Genomic DNA, 16,566 nt, shown 5'->3' with positions numbered 1-16,566 from the left:
AGAACAGTCCGGACAAGCGTAGGGCCCGAGCGCACCGCGCCCGGGCCCCACCCACACCACTCACATCACGTCACGTCGTACGACGCCTGCGCGCCCCCGGCCGCCGCTCGCTCGGCCGGAACACCGTCTCGCCGGCCTCCTTGGCCGCCTCGCGGCGCGCCGCGCCGTACTCGGCCAGCGCCTCCGCCAGCTTGCTCACGCTCGGCTCCGGCGACAGCACGTCCACGCGCAGCCCGTGCTCCTCCGCGGTCTTGGCCGTCGCCGGCCCGATACACGCGATGACGGTCACGTTGTGCGGCTTCCCGGCGATGCCCACCAGGTTCCGCACGGTGCTCGACGACGTGAAGAGAACGGCGTCGAAACCGCCGCCCTTGATCGCCTCGCGCGTGTCCGCCGGCGGCGGCGACGCGCGCACCGTCCGGTAGGCGGTGACGTCGTCGACCTCCCACCCGAGCTCGATCAGCCCGGCGACCAGCGTCTCCGTCGCGATGTCGGCCCGCGGCAGGAACACGCGGTCGATCGGGTCGAAGACCGGGTCGTACGGAGGCCAGTCCTCCAGCAGACCGGCCGCGGACTGCTCCCCGCTCGGCACCAGGTCCGGCTTCACACCGAACTCCACCAGCGCGGCAGCGGTCTGCTCGCCCACCGCGGCGACCTTGATGCCCGCGAAGGCCCGCGCGTCGAGCCCGTACTCCTCGAACTTCTCGCGCACCGCCTTCACGGCGTTGACCGAGGTGAAGGCGATCCACTCGTAGCGGCCCGTCACCAGGCCCTTCACGGCCCGCTCCATCTGCTGCGGGGTCCGCGGCGGCTCCACGGCGATGGTCGGCACCTCGTGCGGCACCGCGCCGTACGAACGCAGCTGGTCGGAGAGCGAGGCGGCCTGCTCCTTCGTGCGCGGTACGAGCACCCGCCAGCCGAACAGCGGCTTCGACTCGAACCAGGCCAGCTCCTCGCGCCGCGCGGCGGCGCTGTGCTCACCGACCACGGCTATGACCGGCCGGGCGCCCTCGGGCGAGGGCAGCACCTTGCCCTGCTTGAACACCTGGGCGATCGTGCCCAGCGTCGCGGACCAGGTGCGCTGGCGCGTGGTCGTACCGGCGACGGTCACCGTCAGCGGGGTGTCGGGCTTGCGCCCGGCGCTCACCAGCTCGGCGGCGGCACTCGACACGGTCTCCAGCGTCGCGGAGACGACGAGGATCCCGTCGCTCGCCCCCACCTCGCTCCAGCAGCGTGCCGACGCGTTCTTCGCGTCCACGAACCGCACGTCCGCGCCCTGCTTGTCGCTGAGCGGCACACCGGCGTACGCGGGCACGCCGACGGCCGTCGCGACACCCGGCACCACCTCGAAGGGGATGCCGGCGGAGGCGCAGACGAGCATCTCCTCGGCCGCGTTGCCGTCGAGACCGGGGTCACCGGTGACGGCACGCACGACCCGCCTGCCGGAGCGTGCGGCCTCCATGACAAGATTGGCGGCGTCGCGGATCACCGGGACCCCGGCGGCTGCTGACACTTCGTCAGCAATCGTCAGCTGCGGCGTGTCGACACCCGCGCGCGCATGCGTCCGTACGACGTCGAGCACCTCGGGCTCCGCGATCAGTACGTCCGCGGCGGCGAGTGCCTCGACGGCGCGCAGCGTCAGCAGACCCGGGTCGCCGGGGCCGGCACCGAGGAAGGTGACGTGTCCGTGGGCGGCGAGTGCCGAGAATGCGGAGGTGGTCGGACTTGAGGGGTTCAAAGCGATCGCTCCCCCATCAGACCGGCCGCGCCCTTGGCCAGCATCTCGTCCGCGAGTTCGCGGCCGAGAGACATGGCCTCGTCGTACGACTGGGGCACGGGACCGGTGGTGGACAGCTGCACCAGCGTCGAGCCGTCGAGGGTTCCGACGACGCCGCGCAGGCGCATTTCATTGACAATCTGTCCGTCGGCCAACAGGTCGGCGAACGCGCCCACGGGTGCGCTGCAGCCGGCCTCGAGGGCGGCGAGCAGGGAACGCTCGGCGGTCACGGCGGCCCGGGTGTACGGGTCGTCGAGTTCGCCGAGCGCGGCGATGAGGTCCGTTTCGGACGCGAGGCACTCCACGGCCAGGGCTCCCTGGCCGGGAGCGGGCAGGATGTGGTCGACCGACAGCAGGTCGGTGGCCTCGTCACTGCGCCCGATCCGGTTCAGACCGGCGGCGGCGAGCACGACGGCGTCGAGCTCCCCGTCCCGTACGAACCCGATGCGGGTGTCGACGTTCCCGCGGATCGGCACGGTCTCGATCCGCTTGCCGAGCGAGCGGGCGTAGTGGTTCAGCTGAGCCGTCCGCCGCGGGGAACCGGTACCGATCCGGGCCCCGTCGGGCAGCTGCTCGAAGGTCAGGCCGTCCCTGGCGACGAGCGCGTCCCGCGCGTCCTCGCGCAGCGGCATCGCCGCGATCACGAGGTCATCGGGCTGCGCGGTCGGCAGGTCCTTCAGCGAGTGCACGGCGAAGTCGACCTCGTGGCGCAGCAGCGCCTCGCGCAGGGCCGTGACGAACACGCCCGTCCCGCCGATCTGCGCCAGGTGCTCGCGCGACACGTCGCCGTACGTCGTGATCTCCACGAGCTCGACAGGCCGGCCGGTGATCGCCCGTACCGCCTCGGCGACGTGGCCCGACTGGGACATGGCCAGCTTGCTCCGCCGCGTACCGAGCCGCAGCGGCTGGTCGGGACGTGTGTTCATGATGCCCGTCCTGGGTCGTCGTCGTTCAGGGGTTCGGCCGCGTCTGCCCGGCTGACGGAAGCCACCGTCTGAGGGTCGAGGTCGAAGAGTTCGCGCAGCGCCTCGGCGTACCCGGCGCCGCCGGGCTCGCTCGCGAGCTGCTTGACGCGCACGGTCGGCGCGTGGAGGAGCTTGTCGACAACGCGCCGCACGGTCTGGGTGACCTCGGCCCGCTGCCGTTCGTCGAGATCGGGCACCCGCCCGTCGAGCCGCGCCACCTCCATGGCCACGACCTCCGCGGCCATGGCCCGCAGGGCGACGACGGTGGGCGTGATGTGCGCGGCCCGCTGGGCTGCCCCGAAAGCCGCCACTTCCTCGGCGACTATCGCACGTACCGCGTCGACGTCGGCAGCCATCGGGGCGTCCGCGGACGCCTCGGCGAGGCTCTCGATGTCGACCAGCCGCACGCCCGGGATCCGGTGCACGGCCGCGTCGATGTCCCGGGGCATGGCCAGGTCCAGCAGCGCCAGCCGCGCGGTCGGACCGTCGGCGTGCATACGGGTGCTGCGCCGGGGCTGCCGCTGCGCGGCGGCCTCGCCCTGGTCGGCCCAGGTCCCGTGCAGCTCGAGCGAGTTGGCGTCGACCCCGGTCAGCGCCGCCCGCCCGTCGGGCCCGACGGGACACCCGTCGGCCTCCACGGCGGCGGGCATCGTCCGCGCGGCCCCGGCGTCGGCCAGCCGGCCGTGCGTCATGGCAGCGGCAGCCAGCCGAGCCACGACATCGGCCGAATCCAGCCCCGCGGCGGCAGGCGAACCTCCGGCCGGAGCCGAAGTCAGCCCCGCCTGGGGGCCCCTCCCAGCGGTAGCTGGGGGAGTTTGAGGCGCGGGGTCTGGGGCAGCGCCCCAGGACACGGCGGCGAGCACATCATCGTCGGTCAGCACGAGCCCGGTGGCACCGGTGCAGGACACCACCACATCGACTCGTGTCAGCTCCTCGGCGACACCGGCCATGGCGATGGCCGAAGCCCGCACACCCGTGCCTGAGGCAACCAGAATCTCCGCCAGCCGCTCCGCCCGCTCGGCGGTCCGGTTCGCGACCACGATCTCGGCGACACCGACCCGCGCCAGCGTGGCCGCGGCCAGCGAGGACATCGACCCGGCCCCGATCACCAGCGCCCGCTTCCCGGCGGCCCACTCCCCCACCGGCACCCGGGCCCCGGCGAGCTGCTCGAGCCCGAACGTGACCAGCGACTGGCCGGCCCGGTCGATCCCGGTCTCCGAGTGCGCCCGCTTGCCGACCCGCAGCGCCTGCTGGAACAGGTCGTTGATCAGCCGGCCGGCAGTGTGCAGCTCCTGCCCCAGCGCCAGCGCGTCCTTGATCTGGCCGAGGATCTGCCCCTCGCCCACGACCATCGAGTCCAGCCCGCACGCCACCGAGAACAGGTGGTGCACCGCCCGGTCCTCGTAGTGCACGTAGAGATAGGGGGTGAGCTCCTCCAGCGCCACTCCGCTGTGCTGCGCGAGCAGCGTGGACAGCTCTGCGACACCGGCGTGGAACTTGTCCACGTCCGCGTACAGCTCGATCCGGTTGCACGTGGCGAGCACCGCCGCCTCCGTCGCCGGCTCGGCGGCGAGGGTGTCGTGCAGCAGCTTCACCTTGGCGTCCGCGGACAGCGAGGCGCGCTCCAGCACGCTCACGGGCGCGCTGCGGTGGCTCAGCCCTACGACGAGCAGACTCATGCCGGCATCACCGCCGGCACGTCACCCTCGGGGTTGCCCTTGCGCGCCTCGGCGGCTGCCCGCCCGGCCGGCGGCACCACGGCTGCGGCGGGGGCGGCGCCGCCCACGGAGGAGGTGCCCTCGGCAGCAGCGGCGGCGGCTTCCTCGCCGGCCTTGCGCTGCTCGTGGAACGCCAGGATCTGGAGCTCGATCGAAAGGTCGACCTTGCGCACGTCCACGCCGTCGGGCACGGAGAGCACGGTCGGGGCGAAGTTCAGGATGGAGGTGACACCGGCCGCGATCAGACGCTCGCTGACCTGCTGCGCGGCACCGGCCGGCGTCGCGATGACGCCGATCGAGACCCCGTTCTCCTCGATGATCTTCTCCAGCTCATCGGTGTGCTGCACGGGCATCCCGGCCACCGGCTTGCCGGCCATCGCCGGGTCGGCGTCGATCAGCGCGGCCACGCGGAAACCGCGCGACGCGAAACCGCCGTAGTTGGCGAGGGCGGCGCCGAGGTTACCGATGCCGACGATGACAACCGGCCAGTCCTGGGTCAGTCCGAGTTCGCGGGAGATCTGGTAGACGAGGTACTCCACGTCGTACCCGACGCCGCGGGTGCCGTAGGAGCCCAGGTAGGAGAAGTCCTTGCGCAGCTTCGCGGAGTTGACTCCGGCGGCGGCCGCGAGCTCCTCGGAGGACACCGTGGGCACCGATCGCTCGGAGAGCGCGGTGAGGGCGCGCAAGTACAGCGGAAGCCGGGCGACAGTGGCCTCGGGAATACCTCGGCTGCGGGTCGCCGGTCGGTGAGTTCGGCCAGTTGCCACGATGCTCCTGCGGGATGAGCGGGGCTGCAGGCGGCCACTTGTCCCAGGACCGCCCCGTCGACAGCAGGCTATGCCTTTGTGAACGCGTGCACAAAGATTGTGTCCGCTTTGTCCGAGCAAAGTGACCGGGGTCACGCGACTCAAGTGCGCAAACGGGGAACCGGCGGCACGCCGAACCCGTTCAAATCCCAAAGGGGGCAAAACCGTACACACTCCTCACAGATACGCCCCCGAGACCCCATAAATCGCCCATGATGGTAACCGGGATGCGGGTCAGCCCTCCAACGCCCGCCGCAGCCGGTCCGGGTTCACCTTCCAGAAGGTGTGCTGTTCGCCATCCACCAACACCACCGGAATCTGCTCCCAGTGCAGCCGGTAGAGCTCCGCGTCCTGCGAGATGTCCTTCTTCTCCCACTGCGCACCGGTCTGCGCGCAGACCTCCTCGATGACGACCTGTGCCTCATCGCACAGGTGGCACCCCGGCTTCCCGATCAGCGTCACCATCCGGTCGCCGGGACGCTTCTTTTCCTTGCGGCGCAACAAAGGGCTCATGGCCTCATTCTCCCGAAGTGTTAACGCCTCCGTTTCCCAGCGGTTCGAGAACTCCCGAACACAGTGGCTATGCTCGCCGCATGGCCGCTCTCGGATGGCTCACCCCCCGTAGACGCTCCGCAAGCGCGCGGAGCGTGCTGGCAGGCGAGGCCTCGGCCGAGGCCGCCCGGAAGACCGCGCTTGCCGAAGCCCCGCATCTCACGGAGCCGGACCTCGCGGAACCGGACCTCGACACCGACCTCGAAGCCCTCGCGGCGGACGAGGACGAGCCGGAGTTCCCCGTCGCGGGCGACGACCTCGCCGCCGCCTTCTTCGACCTCGACAACACCGTCATGCAGGGCGCCGCGATCTTCCACTTCGGCCGCGGCCTCTACAAGCGCGAGTTCTTCCGCCGGCGCGAGCTCGCCCGCTTCGCCTGGCAGCAGGCCTGGTTCCGGCTCGCCGGGGTCGAGGACCCCGACCACATGCAGGACGCCCGCGACAGCGCCCTGTCGATCGTCAAGGGCCACAAGGTCTCCGAACTGATGGCCATCGGCGAGGAGATCTACGACGAGTACATGGCCGAGCGGATCTGGCCGGGCACCCGCGCCCTGGCCCAGGCGCACCTCGACGCCGGCCAGAAGGTGTGGCTGGTCACCGCCGCCCCCGTCGAGACGGCGACGATCATCGCCCGCAGGCTCGGCCTGACCGGAGCGCTGGGCACCGTCGCCGAGTCCGTCGACGGGATCTACACCGGCCGCCTGGTCGGCGAACCACTGCACGGCCCCGCCAAGGCCGAGGCGGTCCGCGCCCTGGCCGCCGCCGAGGGCCTGGATCTCGAACGCTGCGCCGCGTACAGCGATTCGCACAACGACATCCCGATGCTGTCGCTGGTCGGGCATCCGTACGCGATCAATCCCGACACAAAACTGCGCAAGCATGCCCGTACCAACGACTGGCGGCTGCGCGACTATCGGACCGGCCGCAAGGCCGTGAAGGTCGGCGTCCCGGCGGCCGCCGGAGTCGGCGCGATCGCGGGCGGCGCGGCCGCCGCCATCGCCCTGCACCGCCGCCGCAAGTAGTCAGGCCGGGCCCCGCACCGGGCCCACCGCACGGCCCCGGACCCGGCCTACGCCCGGCCCACGCCTGCCCCGCACCGGCCCCACGCGCTTCCCGCACCGGCCCGCCCCACTCCGGCCCCACGGCCGGCACGGCATTCCCCCAGCCCTACCCCCGGACGGGACACGGCACTCCGGCCTGCCCGACTCGGTCGCGAGCCCCCATGGAAGCTTCCAATCCGCGCACCCAAGTGATCACCAACCGATCACCAACTGCGACTGAATATGCCCTCGACACGCAACAGAAGTGTCGGAACCGGTGATTTGAGCAACTGGGTGTAGCGCTGCCTGTACGAAGCGTTATTCTCCTCAAACGCATGCCACCGGCCATCTGTCGCTACGACGGGTGAACGGTCCCGCACTGCACGTGATGGAAGCTCTGCCTCTGGGAGTCCCGTGTACCCACCTGTCGGGGTTGACGCCTCGGGCCTGGCTACGCTGCGCGCAACGGTCCTCGACCACCTGCGTGGCTTCGTCCCCACCGCGTACGCCGTCCCCGCCTTCGCCGCCGCGGTCCCTGCCGGCCTCGGCCCGGCCGGTCCTTGCTATGCCCTGACCGACGGCGGAGCGACGGTGGGCAGACGAGGTCGCGCGGCCGGGGGCTCGAACAGCGCCGCCGGCACGAGCACCCAGGCCACCCCCCGCCGCCCCACCGCGGACAGTGACCAGGCCCGCATGATGGACCTGGTCGAACGCGCCCAGGCCGGCGAGGCCGAGGCCTTCGGCCGCCTCTACGACCAGTACAGCGACACCGTCTACCGCTACATCTACTACCGCGTCGGCGGCAAAGCGACCGCGGAGGATCTCACCAGCGAGACCTTCCTGCGCGCGCTGCGCCGCATCTCCACCTTCACCTGGCAGGGCCGCGACTTCGGGGCCTGGCTCGTGACGATCGCCCGCAACCTGGTGGCCGACCACTTCAAGTCCAGCCGCTTCCGGCTGGAGGTCACCACCGGCGAGATGCTCGACGCCAACGAGGTCGAGCGCAGCCCCGAGGACTCCGTCCTGGAGTCCCTCTCCAACGCGGCCCTGCTGGAGGCCGTACGGAAACTCAATCCGCAGCAGCAGGAGTGCGTGACCCTGCGCTTCCTGCAAGGCCTCTCGGTCGCCGAGACGGCCCGGGTCATGGGCAAGAACGAGGGCGCCATCAAGACGCTCCAGTACCGGGCGGTCCGCACGCTGGCCCGTCTCCTCCCGGACGACGCCCGCTGACCCCCTTCACACATCAACACAAACTCACATACATCCGGTGACCCCTCGATGACGCTGTGGTCCGATCATCCTTCGTCCGTAACCCAAGTGCCGCGACGCTCGTTGTGCGGAATGCAGACCCCCTGTGGACAAGCCCTGCCTGAAGCCGCTCACTCGAAAGTGTGGATGTGCTCAAGGAAGGCAACCTTCCGGACACCCTGGGGAGTCGATCGTCATGACGAGAGGAGGTGCCGCCAGTGATCGCGAACGTGACTCCGCACCGGCGGGCGAACGCCTTCGCCCAGGCCCTGGAGGATCGGACCCTGTCCGACCTTTCGGAACCGGACCCGGCGGCCGAGCAGTCCGAGGCACCTGCCGAACCTGCCGACCACGACCGGCTGTTGGCCCTGGCGAGCGTGCTCGGCGAACGAATGCCGCGCCCAGTGCTGGACCCAGAGGTCAAAGTGGTGCAGCGAGCCCAGCTCGTTGCCGCCATGGAGACCATGGTGATGGAGGAAAGGGCCGGGGGCGGTGCCGCCTCGGACCCTCAGGTGCCCGAACAGCGGACCGGCCGCGGCGCCCACCGGGCGACCTCGCTCCGGAAATTGCGGCCCCGCTCCCGCTGGTCCAAGGGCATCGCAGCAGGCGGCCTCACCGTAGGTGTGGCCGCAGGGGCCTTCAGCGGAGTGGCCGCTGCCAGTTCCGACGCCCTGCCCGGTGACCACCTCTACCCCGTGAAGCGGGGCATGGAGGACCTGAAGCTCGGGATGGCCGACGACGATTCGGACCGGGGCGAGCTCTATCTCGACCAGGCCTCGAACCGCCTGTCGGAAGCCCGCAGGCTGATGGAGCGTGACCGGGCGGGCCTACTGGACCACGAGTCCCTGGGCGAGATCCGCCGAGCGCTGGCGGGGGTGAAGCACGACGCGGAGGAGGGCCACCGGCTCCTCCAGGCGGCGTACGAACGGGACGGCTCGCTCGGCCCGATCCAGGCGCTGTCCTCGTTCTCCCGCTCCCACCGCGACGCGTGGGGCAAGCTCCGGGAGAGGCTCCCCGTGCAGCTCACGGACGTGGGCGGCGAGGTGGAGTCGGTCTTCCAGGCCATAGACGAAGACGTGGCGCCGCTCCAGAGCCTGCTCCCCAAGCCACCCGAGCAGATCCGCGGCACCGGCTCCCCCGGGACCTCGGCCAAGCCGGGCGCTCCGAGCGGCAAGCAGCAGTCCGCACCGGCCTCCGGCACCCCGTCGGGCAGCCCCGCGTCGCCGTCCCCCTCGGGCAGCAGCAGCCGGCCCCCGACCACGGGCGGCCTCCTGGGCGGTACGGGCGACCTGCTGATCCCGCCCGCGGGCCAGTCCACCCCGCCCTCCCCGGGCGCTCCGGACCAGCCCAAGCCGGACATCACCCTCCCGCCCCTCCTCCCGGGCCTCCTGCCGGGCCTGGGCATCAACGCGGAGGACGCGGAGTAGCGCTTGAGAACGCCGGCGAGGCACATCCAGCCTCGCCGGCGTTCGAGGCGCGGGGGTCCCCCCGGACGGAGTCTGGGGGAGGGTCTGGGGCGGAACCCCGGCACACAACCGTCAGAAGAAGACGGACCGCCGCTGCACCAGCAGCTTGTACAGCGTGTGCTGGATCTGCTCCCGCACCTGGTCCGTCAGGTTGAACATCAGCATCGGATCCTCCGCCGCCTCCGCCGCATAACCCGCGGTGGCGATCGGCTCGCCGAACTGGATCGTCCACTTCGTCGGCAACGGCACCGCCCCCAACGGCCCCAGCCACGGAAACGTCGGCGTGATCGGGAAGTACGGAATCCCCAGCAGCCGCGCCAGCGTCTTCGCGTTGCCGACCATCGGGTAGATCTCCTCCGCCCCCACGATCGAGCAAGGCACGATCGGCGTCCCCGCACGCAGAGCCGTCGACACGAACCCGCCCCGCCCGAAGCGCTGGAGCTTGTACCGGTCTCCGAACGGCTTCCCTATCCCCTTGAAGCCCTCCGGCATCACCCCGACCAGCTCCCCGGCCTCCAGCAGCCGCTGCGCGTCCTCCGCGCACGCCAGGGTGTGACCGGCCTTCCGGGCCAGCTCGTTCACCACCGGGAGCATGAACACCAGATCCGCCGCGAGCAGCCGCAGGTGCCGCTGCGCCGGGTGGTGGTCGTGCACCGCCACCTGCAGCATCAGCCCGTCCAGCGGCAGCGTCCCCGAGTGGTTCGCCACGATCAGCGCACCGCCCTCCGCCGGGATGTTCTCGATGCCCTTGACCTCGACCCGGAAGTACTTGTCGAACAGCGGCCGCATCAAGGACATCAGGACCTGGTCCGTCAGCTCCTTGTCGTAGCCGAACTCGTCGACCTCGTACTCCCCGGTGACCCGCCGCCGGAGGAACGCCAGCCCGCTGGCGATCCGCCGGTCCCAGCCGTCCCGCGCCTCCACCGGCGCGGGCTCCGGAGCGGCCGGCTCCACCACCGGTTCAGGAGCGGACACCGCCCGGACCCTGCGGGGCGCCCGCCGGCGCGGCCGGTCCTCGTCGAACGGAATGACCTTGGCGTCCGCCACTATCGCTTCGCTCCTTCAACCGCGTCCACGTCGACATCCAGGCCGTCCACCTTCAGCACGGCCGCCACCCGGTCCACGGCCCGCGCCGCCCGCTCCGGCGGCAGCAGCCCGCCCCCGCGGCTCCGCGCGAAGTCCGCGAAGGTCTCGGCGGTCGTGTACATCGGCTCAAAACCGAGCACGTCCCGCATCTGCGAGGTCTCCACGACCCGGCCGTGCGTCAGAAGCCTTATCTGCTCCGGCGAGAAGTCGGTGATCCCGACCGCCCGCAGCGCCGACCCCACCCACGTCACGGCGGGCAGCAGCAGCGGCAGCGTCGGCCGCCCCAGCCGCCGCGAGCACTGCGACAGCAGCAGTACGCCGTCACCCGCGATGTTGAAGGTCCCGCTGTTCAGCGTCCCCCGCCGCGGCTCCTTCGCCGCCAGCCGCAGCACGTCGAGCACGTCGTCCTCATGGACGAACTGCAGCCGCGGGTCATAGCCCAGCACGGTCGGCATCACGGGAATCGAGAAGTACTCGGCGAGCGCCGAATCCGCGAACGGGCCCAGGATGTTCGCGAACCGCAGCACGCACACCGCGACATCCGGCCGCCTGCGCGCGAAGCCCCGCACATAGCCCTCGACCTCGGCGGCGTCCTTGGCGAACCCGCCCGCCGGCAGCGATTTCGGCTCCGTGGTCTCGGTGAAGACGGCCGGATCCCGCGAGGTGCCCCCGTACACGCTGGTACTGGACTTCACCACGAGCCGCCGGACCGTCGGGGACTTCTGGCAGGCCCCGAGGAGCTGCATCGTCCCGATGACGTTCGTTTCCTTGACGGTGCTGTGCGCGCCGCCGGACCCCACACTGCCGCCGGTGACGGCCAGATGGACCACCGTGTCGACGGCGTGCTCGGCCAGCACGCGGGCGATCGCCGACTGTCTGATGTCCGTACGGACGAACTCGGCCGATCCGAGCCGGTGCGGCGGTGGAACCGCGTCGACCGCGATCACCCGCTCGACATCCGGGTCGCGCTGGATTCGCCGCACGAAGCGGCCCCCCAGCTGCCGGGCAGCCCCGGTGACGAGTACGACCTTCCCCACGAGTTCAGCGCCTCCCTCGAAGAAGTCCCCCGGCTGCACCGCAGCCCCTCCACCAGAATGGTGGAGGGGCTGCGGAGAACACGTACAGCTGCCGTTTACTTCTTGTTACGGCGCTGGACGCGGGTGCGCTTGAGCAGCTTGCGGTGCTTCTTCTTAGCCATCCGCTTGCGCCGCTTCTTGATAACAGAGCCCACGACTACCCTCGCTCACTTCTCTTCATTCGGTGCGGGGCGTCGGGGCCCACACGACCTACGTCGGCCTAGCCTACCGTCCCGAGCTCTGAGCTTGTAATCCGAGGGCGTGCCGAGGTCAGTCTCAGGCCGACTCCACCCCCACATAGGACTCTCGGAGGTACTCGTGGACCGCATTCTCGGGGACCCGGAAGGACCGGCCCACCCGGATTGCGGGCAGATGGCCGTTGTGCACCAGTCGGTACACGGTCATCTTTGACACTCGCATCACCGAGGCAACCTCCGCCACGGTCAGGAACTGAACCTCACTGAGAGGCCTCTCGCCAGCAGCCATGACACACCTTGACCTTCCGCGCATGACGGGCACCGGCTTCCCCTCCGGTTACTCCTCGTCGTCGCACGCTCACTCCCCAGAGTAGGGGCGCGTGATACGAGTGGGGAAGAGGAGCTACGGCCACTCCTGGCGCCCCGACAGACTCGCCCGATTGAGCACATAGCGAGTAAGCGGTCGGTAGTAGTCCGCACGCACCGCGTCATCAAGTGGAACGGCCACCGAGACCCGCCCCTCGGCCTCGCCGACGAACAGCGCGGGATCGTCCGTATCCGCCAGCCCGATCGCCTCCACACCCAGCTGACCAGCACCGCAGACCCACCCGTGGTCCCCCACCACCAATTCCGGCAAGGGCCCGCCGGCCTCCGCCAAGGCCCCCAGCGCGAGCCGAACCGGCAGCGGCGAATGGGAGTGCGCGCCGGTGGCACTCCCCGGTGGCCGCACGCCGGGCTCCCGCACCAGTGCGACCCCTCGTACGTAATCGATGCTGTACGTGCGTACGCCGAACCGGGTCGCCATGTCGACACTCACCCCCTGCGCCGGAGTGAGGACAACACATCCCGCCGCCGACATCGCCTCGGCCAACCCGGCGTAGAAGCCCAGGAGCCGGTGCGGGTGCCCCGTCCCGAACAGCACGGGCGACCGCGCCCCGGCCGCCGCCCGCAGCCGCCCCGCGAAGGCCTCCAGCGCGGCCATCGTCCGCTCCGGGTCGATCTCGTCCGGCCCGCTGACGTGCGCCGGGTCCGCCGAGACCCCGCACTTGTCCGCCATCAGCCTCAGCAGGTCACCCTCGCCCCAGGCCCACTCCGGATCCAGCCCGAGCAGCACCCGCGGATCGCGCGCCGCGAACAGCCGGTAGCTGCGCAGGCTCTCCTCCCGGGAGGTCGCGATGGGCCCGGCCAACCGGGCGGCCAGCAGATGCGCACGCAGCGCGCCGGAGCTCAACACCCTCCGATGCTGCCTCAACACATCTGGCGGATCATCAATTCCGGAGAACGGCCCCACACTTGGCGTAACGATGCGTCATCAGGTCAGCAAGCCGCGTAGCGGGAACACCGCGCGCCGCGTGGCGAGGACGGCTTGATCCGTGCGGTCCGCCGGGTCGTAGCCCTCGTCCCATTCCCGCCACGCCACCGCACGCCCGTCCGTCATCCGGGCCGGCGCCAGCTGCCGCGTCCGCGCGTACACCTCGTCCCGCCACGAGGCCGGCACCGCGGTCGCCGGGTCGATCGGCCGGTGCGCCGCGATCGCCACCAGATGCGTCCACGACCGAGGCACGACGTCCACCACCGCGTACCCGCCGCCGCCGAGCGCCAGCCACCGCCCGTCCGCGTACTCGTGCGCCAGCCGGTGGCAGGCCTCCTGGACTGCCCGCTGGGCGTCCAGGGACACCGCCAGATGGGCGAGCGGATCCTCGAAGTGCGTGTCCGCCCCGTGCTGGGTCACCAGCACCTGCGGCCGGAAGTCCGCCAGCAGCTCCGGCACCGTGGCGTGGAAGGCCCGCAGCCACCCCTCGTCCCCGGTCCCCGCGGGCAGCGCGACGTTCACCGCCGACCCCTCGGCCGCCGCACCGCCGGTCTCCTCCGGCCAGCCGGTCTGCGGGAACAGCGTCCGCGGATGCTCGTGCAGGGAGATGGTCAGCACCCGCGGGTCGTCCCAGAAGGCCGCCTGCACGCCGTCCCCGTGATGGACGTCCACGTCCACGTACGCGACCCGCTCGGCCCCCAGCTCCAGCAGCCGCGCGATGGCCAGCGCCGCGTCGTTGTACACGCAGAAACCGGCCGCCCCGCCCGGCATGGCGTGGTGCAGCCCGCCGGCGAAGTTCACGGCGTGCTCGGCCTCGCCCCGCCAGATCGCCTCCGCCCCGGCCACCGACTGCCCGGCGATCAGCGCGGACGCCTCGTGCATCCCGTGGAACGCCGGATCGTCCATGGTCCCCAGCCCGTACGAACCGTCGGCGACCCCGGGATCGGCGGACACCTCGTGCACCGCGGCGACGTAGTCCTCCCGGTGCACCAGCCTCAGCGTCGAGTCCCCGGCCGCGCGGGCCGCCCGTACCTCCATGGCCCGGTCCAGCCCGAAGGCGCGCACCAGGCCCATGGTCAGCGCCAGACGCACCGGATCCATCGGATGGCTGGGCCCGAAGTCATACTTCGTAACCGCCTCGTCCCACATCAACAACCCGCGGCCGCTCATGCCCGACACCGTATCGGGCCTCCCGAGGTCCGAACGAACGGGCGTAGAACAGCGTGATCAGGACGAGAACCATCGGCACGAGCATCGCGCCCCGGTAGCTCCAGGCGTCCCCGATCCCACCGACGAGCGGCGACCCGATCAGGAAGCCGACGTAGTTGAAGATGTTCAGCCGGGCTATCGCGGTGTCCGAACCCCCCGGGAACAACCGCCCGGCAGCCGCGAAGGTCTGCGGCACGATCACGCACAGCCCGATCCCCAGCAGCGTGAAACCGAGCATCCCCACCCACGCACCCGGCGCGGCCGCCACGACGGCGAACCCCGCGGCCGCCACCACCGTCCCGCCCCGCACCACGGCCGCGGCCCCGAAGCGCCGTACGCCCAGGTCCCCGACGGCCCGCCCGATCAGGGTGGTCACCATGTAGACGTTGTACGGGACGGTCGCCAGCTGCTCGGAGCTCCCCAGCACGTCCTGAAGGTACTTGGCACTCCAGTTCGCCACCGTCGAGTCCCCGATGTACGCGCACGCCATCACCAGACACAGCGGCAGCAGCAGCTTGGCACCGCCGGCGCCCAGCCCCTTCTCCTGGACCGCCTCGGAGGGCGTGTCGACGTAGCTCCGGCTCCCCCACAGGACGAGCGGCACCAGCACCACCAGGGCCGGCAGATAGCTCACGAACAAGTCCAGACGCCAATGCGCCCCGGCCCACGCGGCCGAGGCACCGACGATCCCCCCGAGGCTGTAGGCAGCGTGGAAGCCGAGCATGATGCTGCGCCCGTACTCCCGCTGGAGGCTCACGCCGAGCATGTTCATCGAGGCGTCCAGCGCACCCACCGACAGCCCGAACAACCCCAGGGCCACCGCCACTTGCCACAGCTCGGTGCCGGCCCCGACCCCGAGCAGCGCGAGCAGCACCACGGGCTGCGCCCACCTCAGTACGGCACTGGGCGCCACCCGCTTCACCAGGTGCTCGGTGGCCACGCTCGCGACCCCGGCGAGGATCGGCACGGCGGCGAGGAAGGCGGGCAGCAGCCCGTCGGATATCCCGTACCGGTCCTGGATCGCCGGGATCCTGGTCACGAGCAGCGCAAAGGCGACACCTTGCGCGAAGAAGCTGAACCCCAGGGCACTGCGCCCGCGCCGCAGCCGCACATCAACCGTCATGGCGGGTCAGCGTAGGCCCCGGGGCTACCGGTGGGTAGAGCGATCACACGGGCAGTTGCAGAAGCCCCGGCAGCTGCTTCATGTCACCGAAGTACGCGGTGGCCCCGGGCAGCCGGTCCGCAGGCAGCATCGCCGTGAAGGCGAACACGTCCATCCCCGCGGCCGCGGCGGCCTGAATGCCCAGCGGGCTGTCCTCGACGACCACACACCGCGCGGGCTCCACGCCCATCGACCGGGCCGCGTGGAGGAACAGATCGGGCGCCGGCTTTCCCTGGCCCACGTCCTGCGAGCTGAAGATCCACTCCTCCTCGAACCACCCGTCGATCCCGGCCGCCCGATGCCCGACCCGGATTCGCTCGTGATTCCCGGAGGAGGCCAGGCAGTACCCGATGCCGTGTGCGGTCAGCGCCCCGAGCACCTCCTCCACCCCGGGCACGGGCCGCAACTCCCGCTCGAACGCGGCGAAGGTCCGCGCGTGCAGCGTCTCGTCGAAGTCGTCCGGCAGCCGCTGCCCGGTCCGCTCGAGAACGAGATCGTGCACCCGGTGCACGGCGGCCCCCATGTAGTCGCGGAGCGAGTCCTCGTACGAGGTGGGGTGCCCGAGCTCGCTCAGGTACCCGGCGAGGATGCTGTTGGCGAGCGGCTCACTGTCCACCAGCACGCCGTCGTTGTCGAAGATGACGAGGTCATAGCCCATCCCCCAACCCTACGAGCCGTCAACCCGGATCCATCCGTACCCCATGCCGGGCATCCGACGGATTCTGATGGTGAACGCAGAAAAGCCCCGCACCGAACCCGTAAGGGTTTGGTGCGGGGCTTCCCGCAATGATTGTTCGGCGGCGTCCTACTCTCCCACAGGGTCCCCCCTGCAGTACCATCGGCGCTGAAAGGCTTAGCTTCCGGGTTCGGAATGTAACCGGGCGTTTCCCTAACGCTATGACCACCGAAACACTATGAAATTTGAACGCTGGCATGAACACAGCTGTTCGTT

General features: G+C 70.9%; 16 protein-coding genes and 1 rRNA gene. 3 read left to right on the top strand and 14 right to left on the bottom strand.

Annotation, left to right across the window (positions count from 1 at the left end; genetic code table 11):
* Positions 1–70: 70 nt before the first annotated feature.
* The 5 genes from JIW86_RS22955 to JIW86_RS22935 form a co-directional block, all read right to left on the bottom strand.
* Positions 71–1,738, bottom strand: coding sequence for a bifunctional uroporphyrinogen-III C-methyltransferase/uroporphyrinogen-III synthase (locus JIW86_RS22955; RefSeq protein WP_257555710.1), 1,668 nt, complete (start codon positions 1,736–1,738; stop codon positions 71–73).
* Positions 1,735–2,703: a hydroxymethylbilane synthase gene (gene hemC / locus JIW86_RS22950; RefSeq protein ID WP_257555709.1), complete on the bottom strand. Its 969-nt coding sequence runs from the start codon at positions 2,701–2,703 to the stop codon at positions 1,735–1,737. Before hemC ends, JIW86_RS22955 begins: the two co-directional genes overlap by 4 nt.
* On the bottom strand, positions 2,700–4,421 hold the full coding sequence (locus tag JIW86_RS22945; RefSeq protein WP_257555708.1) for a glutamyl-tRNA reductase: 1,722 nt from the start codon (positions 4,419–4,421) through the stop codon (positions 2,700–2,702). Before JIW86_RS22945 ends, hemC begins: the two co-directional genes overlap by 4 nt.
* Positions 4,418–5,227: a redox-sensing transcriptional repressor Rex gene (locus JIW86_RS22940; protein WP_215147329.1), complete on the bottom strand. Its 810-nt coding sequence runs from the start codon at positions 5,225–5,227 to the stop codon at positions 4,418–4,420. The genes JIW86_RS22945 and JIW86_RS22940 overlap by 4 nt, the downstream gene beginning before the upstream one ends.
* A gap of 273 nt (positions 5,228–5,500) precedes the next feature.
* Positions 5,501–5,779, bottom strand: coding sequence for a glutaredoxin family protein (locus tag JIW86_RS22935; protein ID WP_257555707.1), 279 nt, complete (start codon positions 5,777–5,779; stop codon positions 5,501–5,503).
* An 80-nt stretch (positions 5,780–5,859) separates the two neighbouring features.
* Here JIW86_RS22935 and JIW86_RS22930 point away from each other — a divergent pair, with 80 nt between their 5' ends.
* The 3 genes from JIW86_RS22930 (at position 5,860) to JIW86_RS22920 (ending at position 9,533) form a co-directional block, all read left to right on the top strand.
* The gene (locus tag JIW86_RS22930; protein WP_215147325.1) at positions 5,860–6,840 is read left to right on the top strand and encodes an HAD family hydrolase; all 981 of its coding nucleotides are present in this window, start codon (positions 5,860–5,862) and stop codon (positions 6,838–6,840) included.
* A 432-nt stretch (positions 6,841–7,272) separates the two neighbouring features.
* Positions 7,273–8,088, top strand: a complete 816-nt coding sequence (locus JIW86_RS22925) for an ECF subfamily RNA polymerase sigma factor, BldN family (RefSeq protein ID WP_257555706.1) — start codon at positions 7,273–7,275, stop codon at positions 8,086–8,088.
* A 236-nt stretch (positions 8,089–8,324) separates the two neighbouring features.
* Positions 8,325–9,533, top strand: coding sequence for a DUF5667 domain-containing protein (locus JIW86_RS22920; RefSeq protein ID WP_257555705.1), 1,209 nt, complete (start codon positions 8,325–8,327; stop codon positions 9,531–9,533).
* 111 nt (positions 9,534–9,644) lie between these two features.
* Here the strand turns inward: JIW86_RS22920 and JIW86_RS22915 are convergent, their stop codons facing one another.
* The 9 genes from JIW86_RS22915 to rrf form a co-directional block, all read right to left on the bottom strand.
* Positions 9,645–10,619 (bottom strand): lysophospholipid acyltransferase family protein, encoded by a 975-nt coding sequence (locus JIW86_RS22915; RefSeq protein WP_257555704.1) that lies wholly within the window; start codon positions 10,617–10,619, stop codon positions 9,645–9,647.
* Entirely contained in the window at positions 10,619–11,695 is a 1,077-nt protein-coding gene (locus tag JIW86_RS22910) for an NAD-dependent epimerase/dehydratase family protein (RefSeq protein ID WP_215147332.1), read from the bottom strand. Before JIW86_RS22910 ends, JIW86_RS22915 begins: the two co-directional genes overlap by 1 nt.
* Positions 11,696–11,790: 95 nt before the next feature.
* Positions 11,791–11,889: a 30S ribosomal protein bS22 gene (locus JIW86_RS22905; RefSeq protein WP_003948845.1), complete on the bottom strand. Its 99-nt coding sequence runs from the start codon at positions 11,887–11,889 to the stop codon at positions 11,791–11,793.
* Between the two features lie 121 nt (positions 11,890–12,010).
* A complete protein-coding gene (locus JIW86_RS22900; RefSeq protein WP_008738568.1) occupies positions 12,011–12,220 on the bottom strand; it encodes a helix-turn-helix domain-containing protein in 210 nt (69 codons plus the stop codon).
* A gap of 114 nt (positions 12,221–12,334) precedes the next feature.
* Positions 12,335–13,165 carry a phosphatase gene (locus JIW86_RS22895; RefSeq protein WP_257555702.1) on the bottom strand — a complete coding sequence of 277 codons (831 nt, stop codon included), beginning with the start codon at positions 13,163–13,165 and terminating at the stop codon, positions 12,335–12,337.
* A gap of 78 nt (positions 13,166–13,243) precedes the next feature.
* Positions 13,244–14,413, bottom strand: a complete 1,170-nt coding sequence (locus JIW86_RS22890) for an acetoin utilization protein AcuC (protein WP_257555700.1) — start codon at positions 14,411–14,413, stop codon at positions 13,244–13,246.
* Positions 14,364–15,575 carry an MFS transporter gene (locus JIW86_RS22885; RefSeq protein ID WP_257555699.1) on the bottom strand — a complete coding sequence of 404 codons (1,212 nt, stop codon included), beginning with the start codon at positions 15,573–15,575 and terminating at the stop codon, positions 14,364–14,366. Before JIW86_RS22885 ends, JIW86_RS22890 begins: the two co-directional genes overlap by 50 nt.
* A gap of 43 nt (positions 15,576–15,618) precedes the next feature.
* Positions 15,619–16,272, bottom strand: a complete 654-nt coding sequence (locus tag JIW86_RS22880; protein ID WP_257555698.1) for an HAD family hydrolase — start codon at positions 16,270–16,272, stop codon at positions 15,619–15,621.
* A gap of 134 nt (positions 16,273–16,406) precedes the next feature.
* Positions 16,407–16,523: ribosomal RNA gene (rrf, locus tag JIW86_RS22875) — 5S ribosomal RNA — on the bottom strand.
* Positions 16,524–16,566 lie beyond the last annotated feature (43 nt).

This window comes from Streptomyces sp. NBC_00162 (assembly GCF_024611995.1).
Lineage (GTDB): Bacteria > Actinomycetota > Actinomycetes > Streptomycetales > Streptomycetaceae > Streptomyces.
This window is presented reverse-complemented; position numbering and strand designations above follow the sequence as displayed.

Bases quoted from the DNA above. Each gene is read 5' to 3' on its own strand.
- hemC (WP_257555709.1), bottom strand. From the start codon at position 2,703: ATGAACACACGTCCCGACCAGCCGCTGCGGCTCGGTACGCGGCGGAGC.
- JIW86_RS22945 (WP_257555708.1), bottom strand. From the start codon at position 4,421: ATGAGTCTGCTCGTCGTAGGGCTGAGCCACCGCAGCGCGCCCGTGAGC.
- JIW86_RS22935 (WP_257555707.1), bottom strand. From the start codon at position 5,779: ATGAGCCCTTTGTTGCGCCGCAAGGAAAAGAAGCGTCCCGGCGACCGG.
- JIW86_RS22930 (WP_215147325.1), top strand. From the start codon at position 5,860: ATGGCCGCTCTCGGATGGCTCACCCCCCGTAGACGCTCCGCAAGCGCG.
- JIW86_RS22900 (WP_008738568.1), bottom strand. From the start codon at position 12,220: ATGGCTGCTGGCGAGAGGCCTCTCAGTGAGGTTCAGTTCCTGACCGTG.
- JIW86_RS22890 (WP_257555700.1), bottom strand. From the start codon at position 14,413: ATGAGCGGCCGCGGGTTGTTGATGTGGGACGAGGCGGTTACGAAGTAT.
- JIW86_RS22885 (WP_257555699.1), bottom strand. From the start codon at position 15,575: ATGACGGTTGATGTGCGGCTGCGGCGCGGGCGCAGTGCCCTGGGGTTC.
- JIW86_RS22880 (WP_257555698.1), bottom strand. From the start codon at position 16,272: ATGGGCTATGACCTCGTCATCTTCGACAACGACGGCGTGCTGGTGGAC.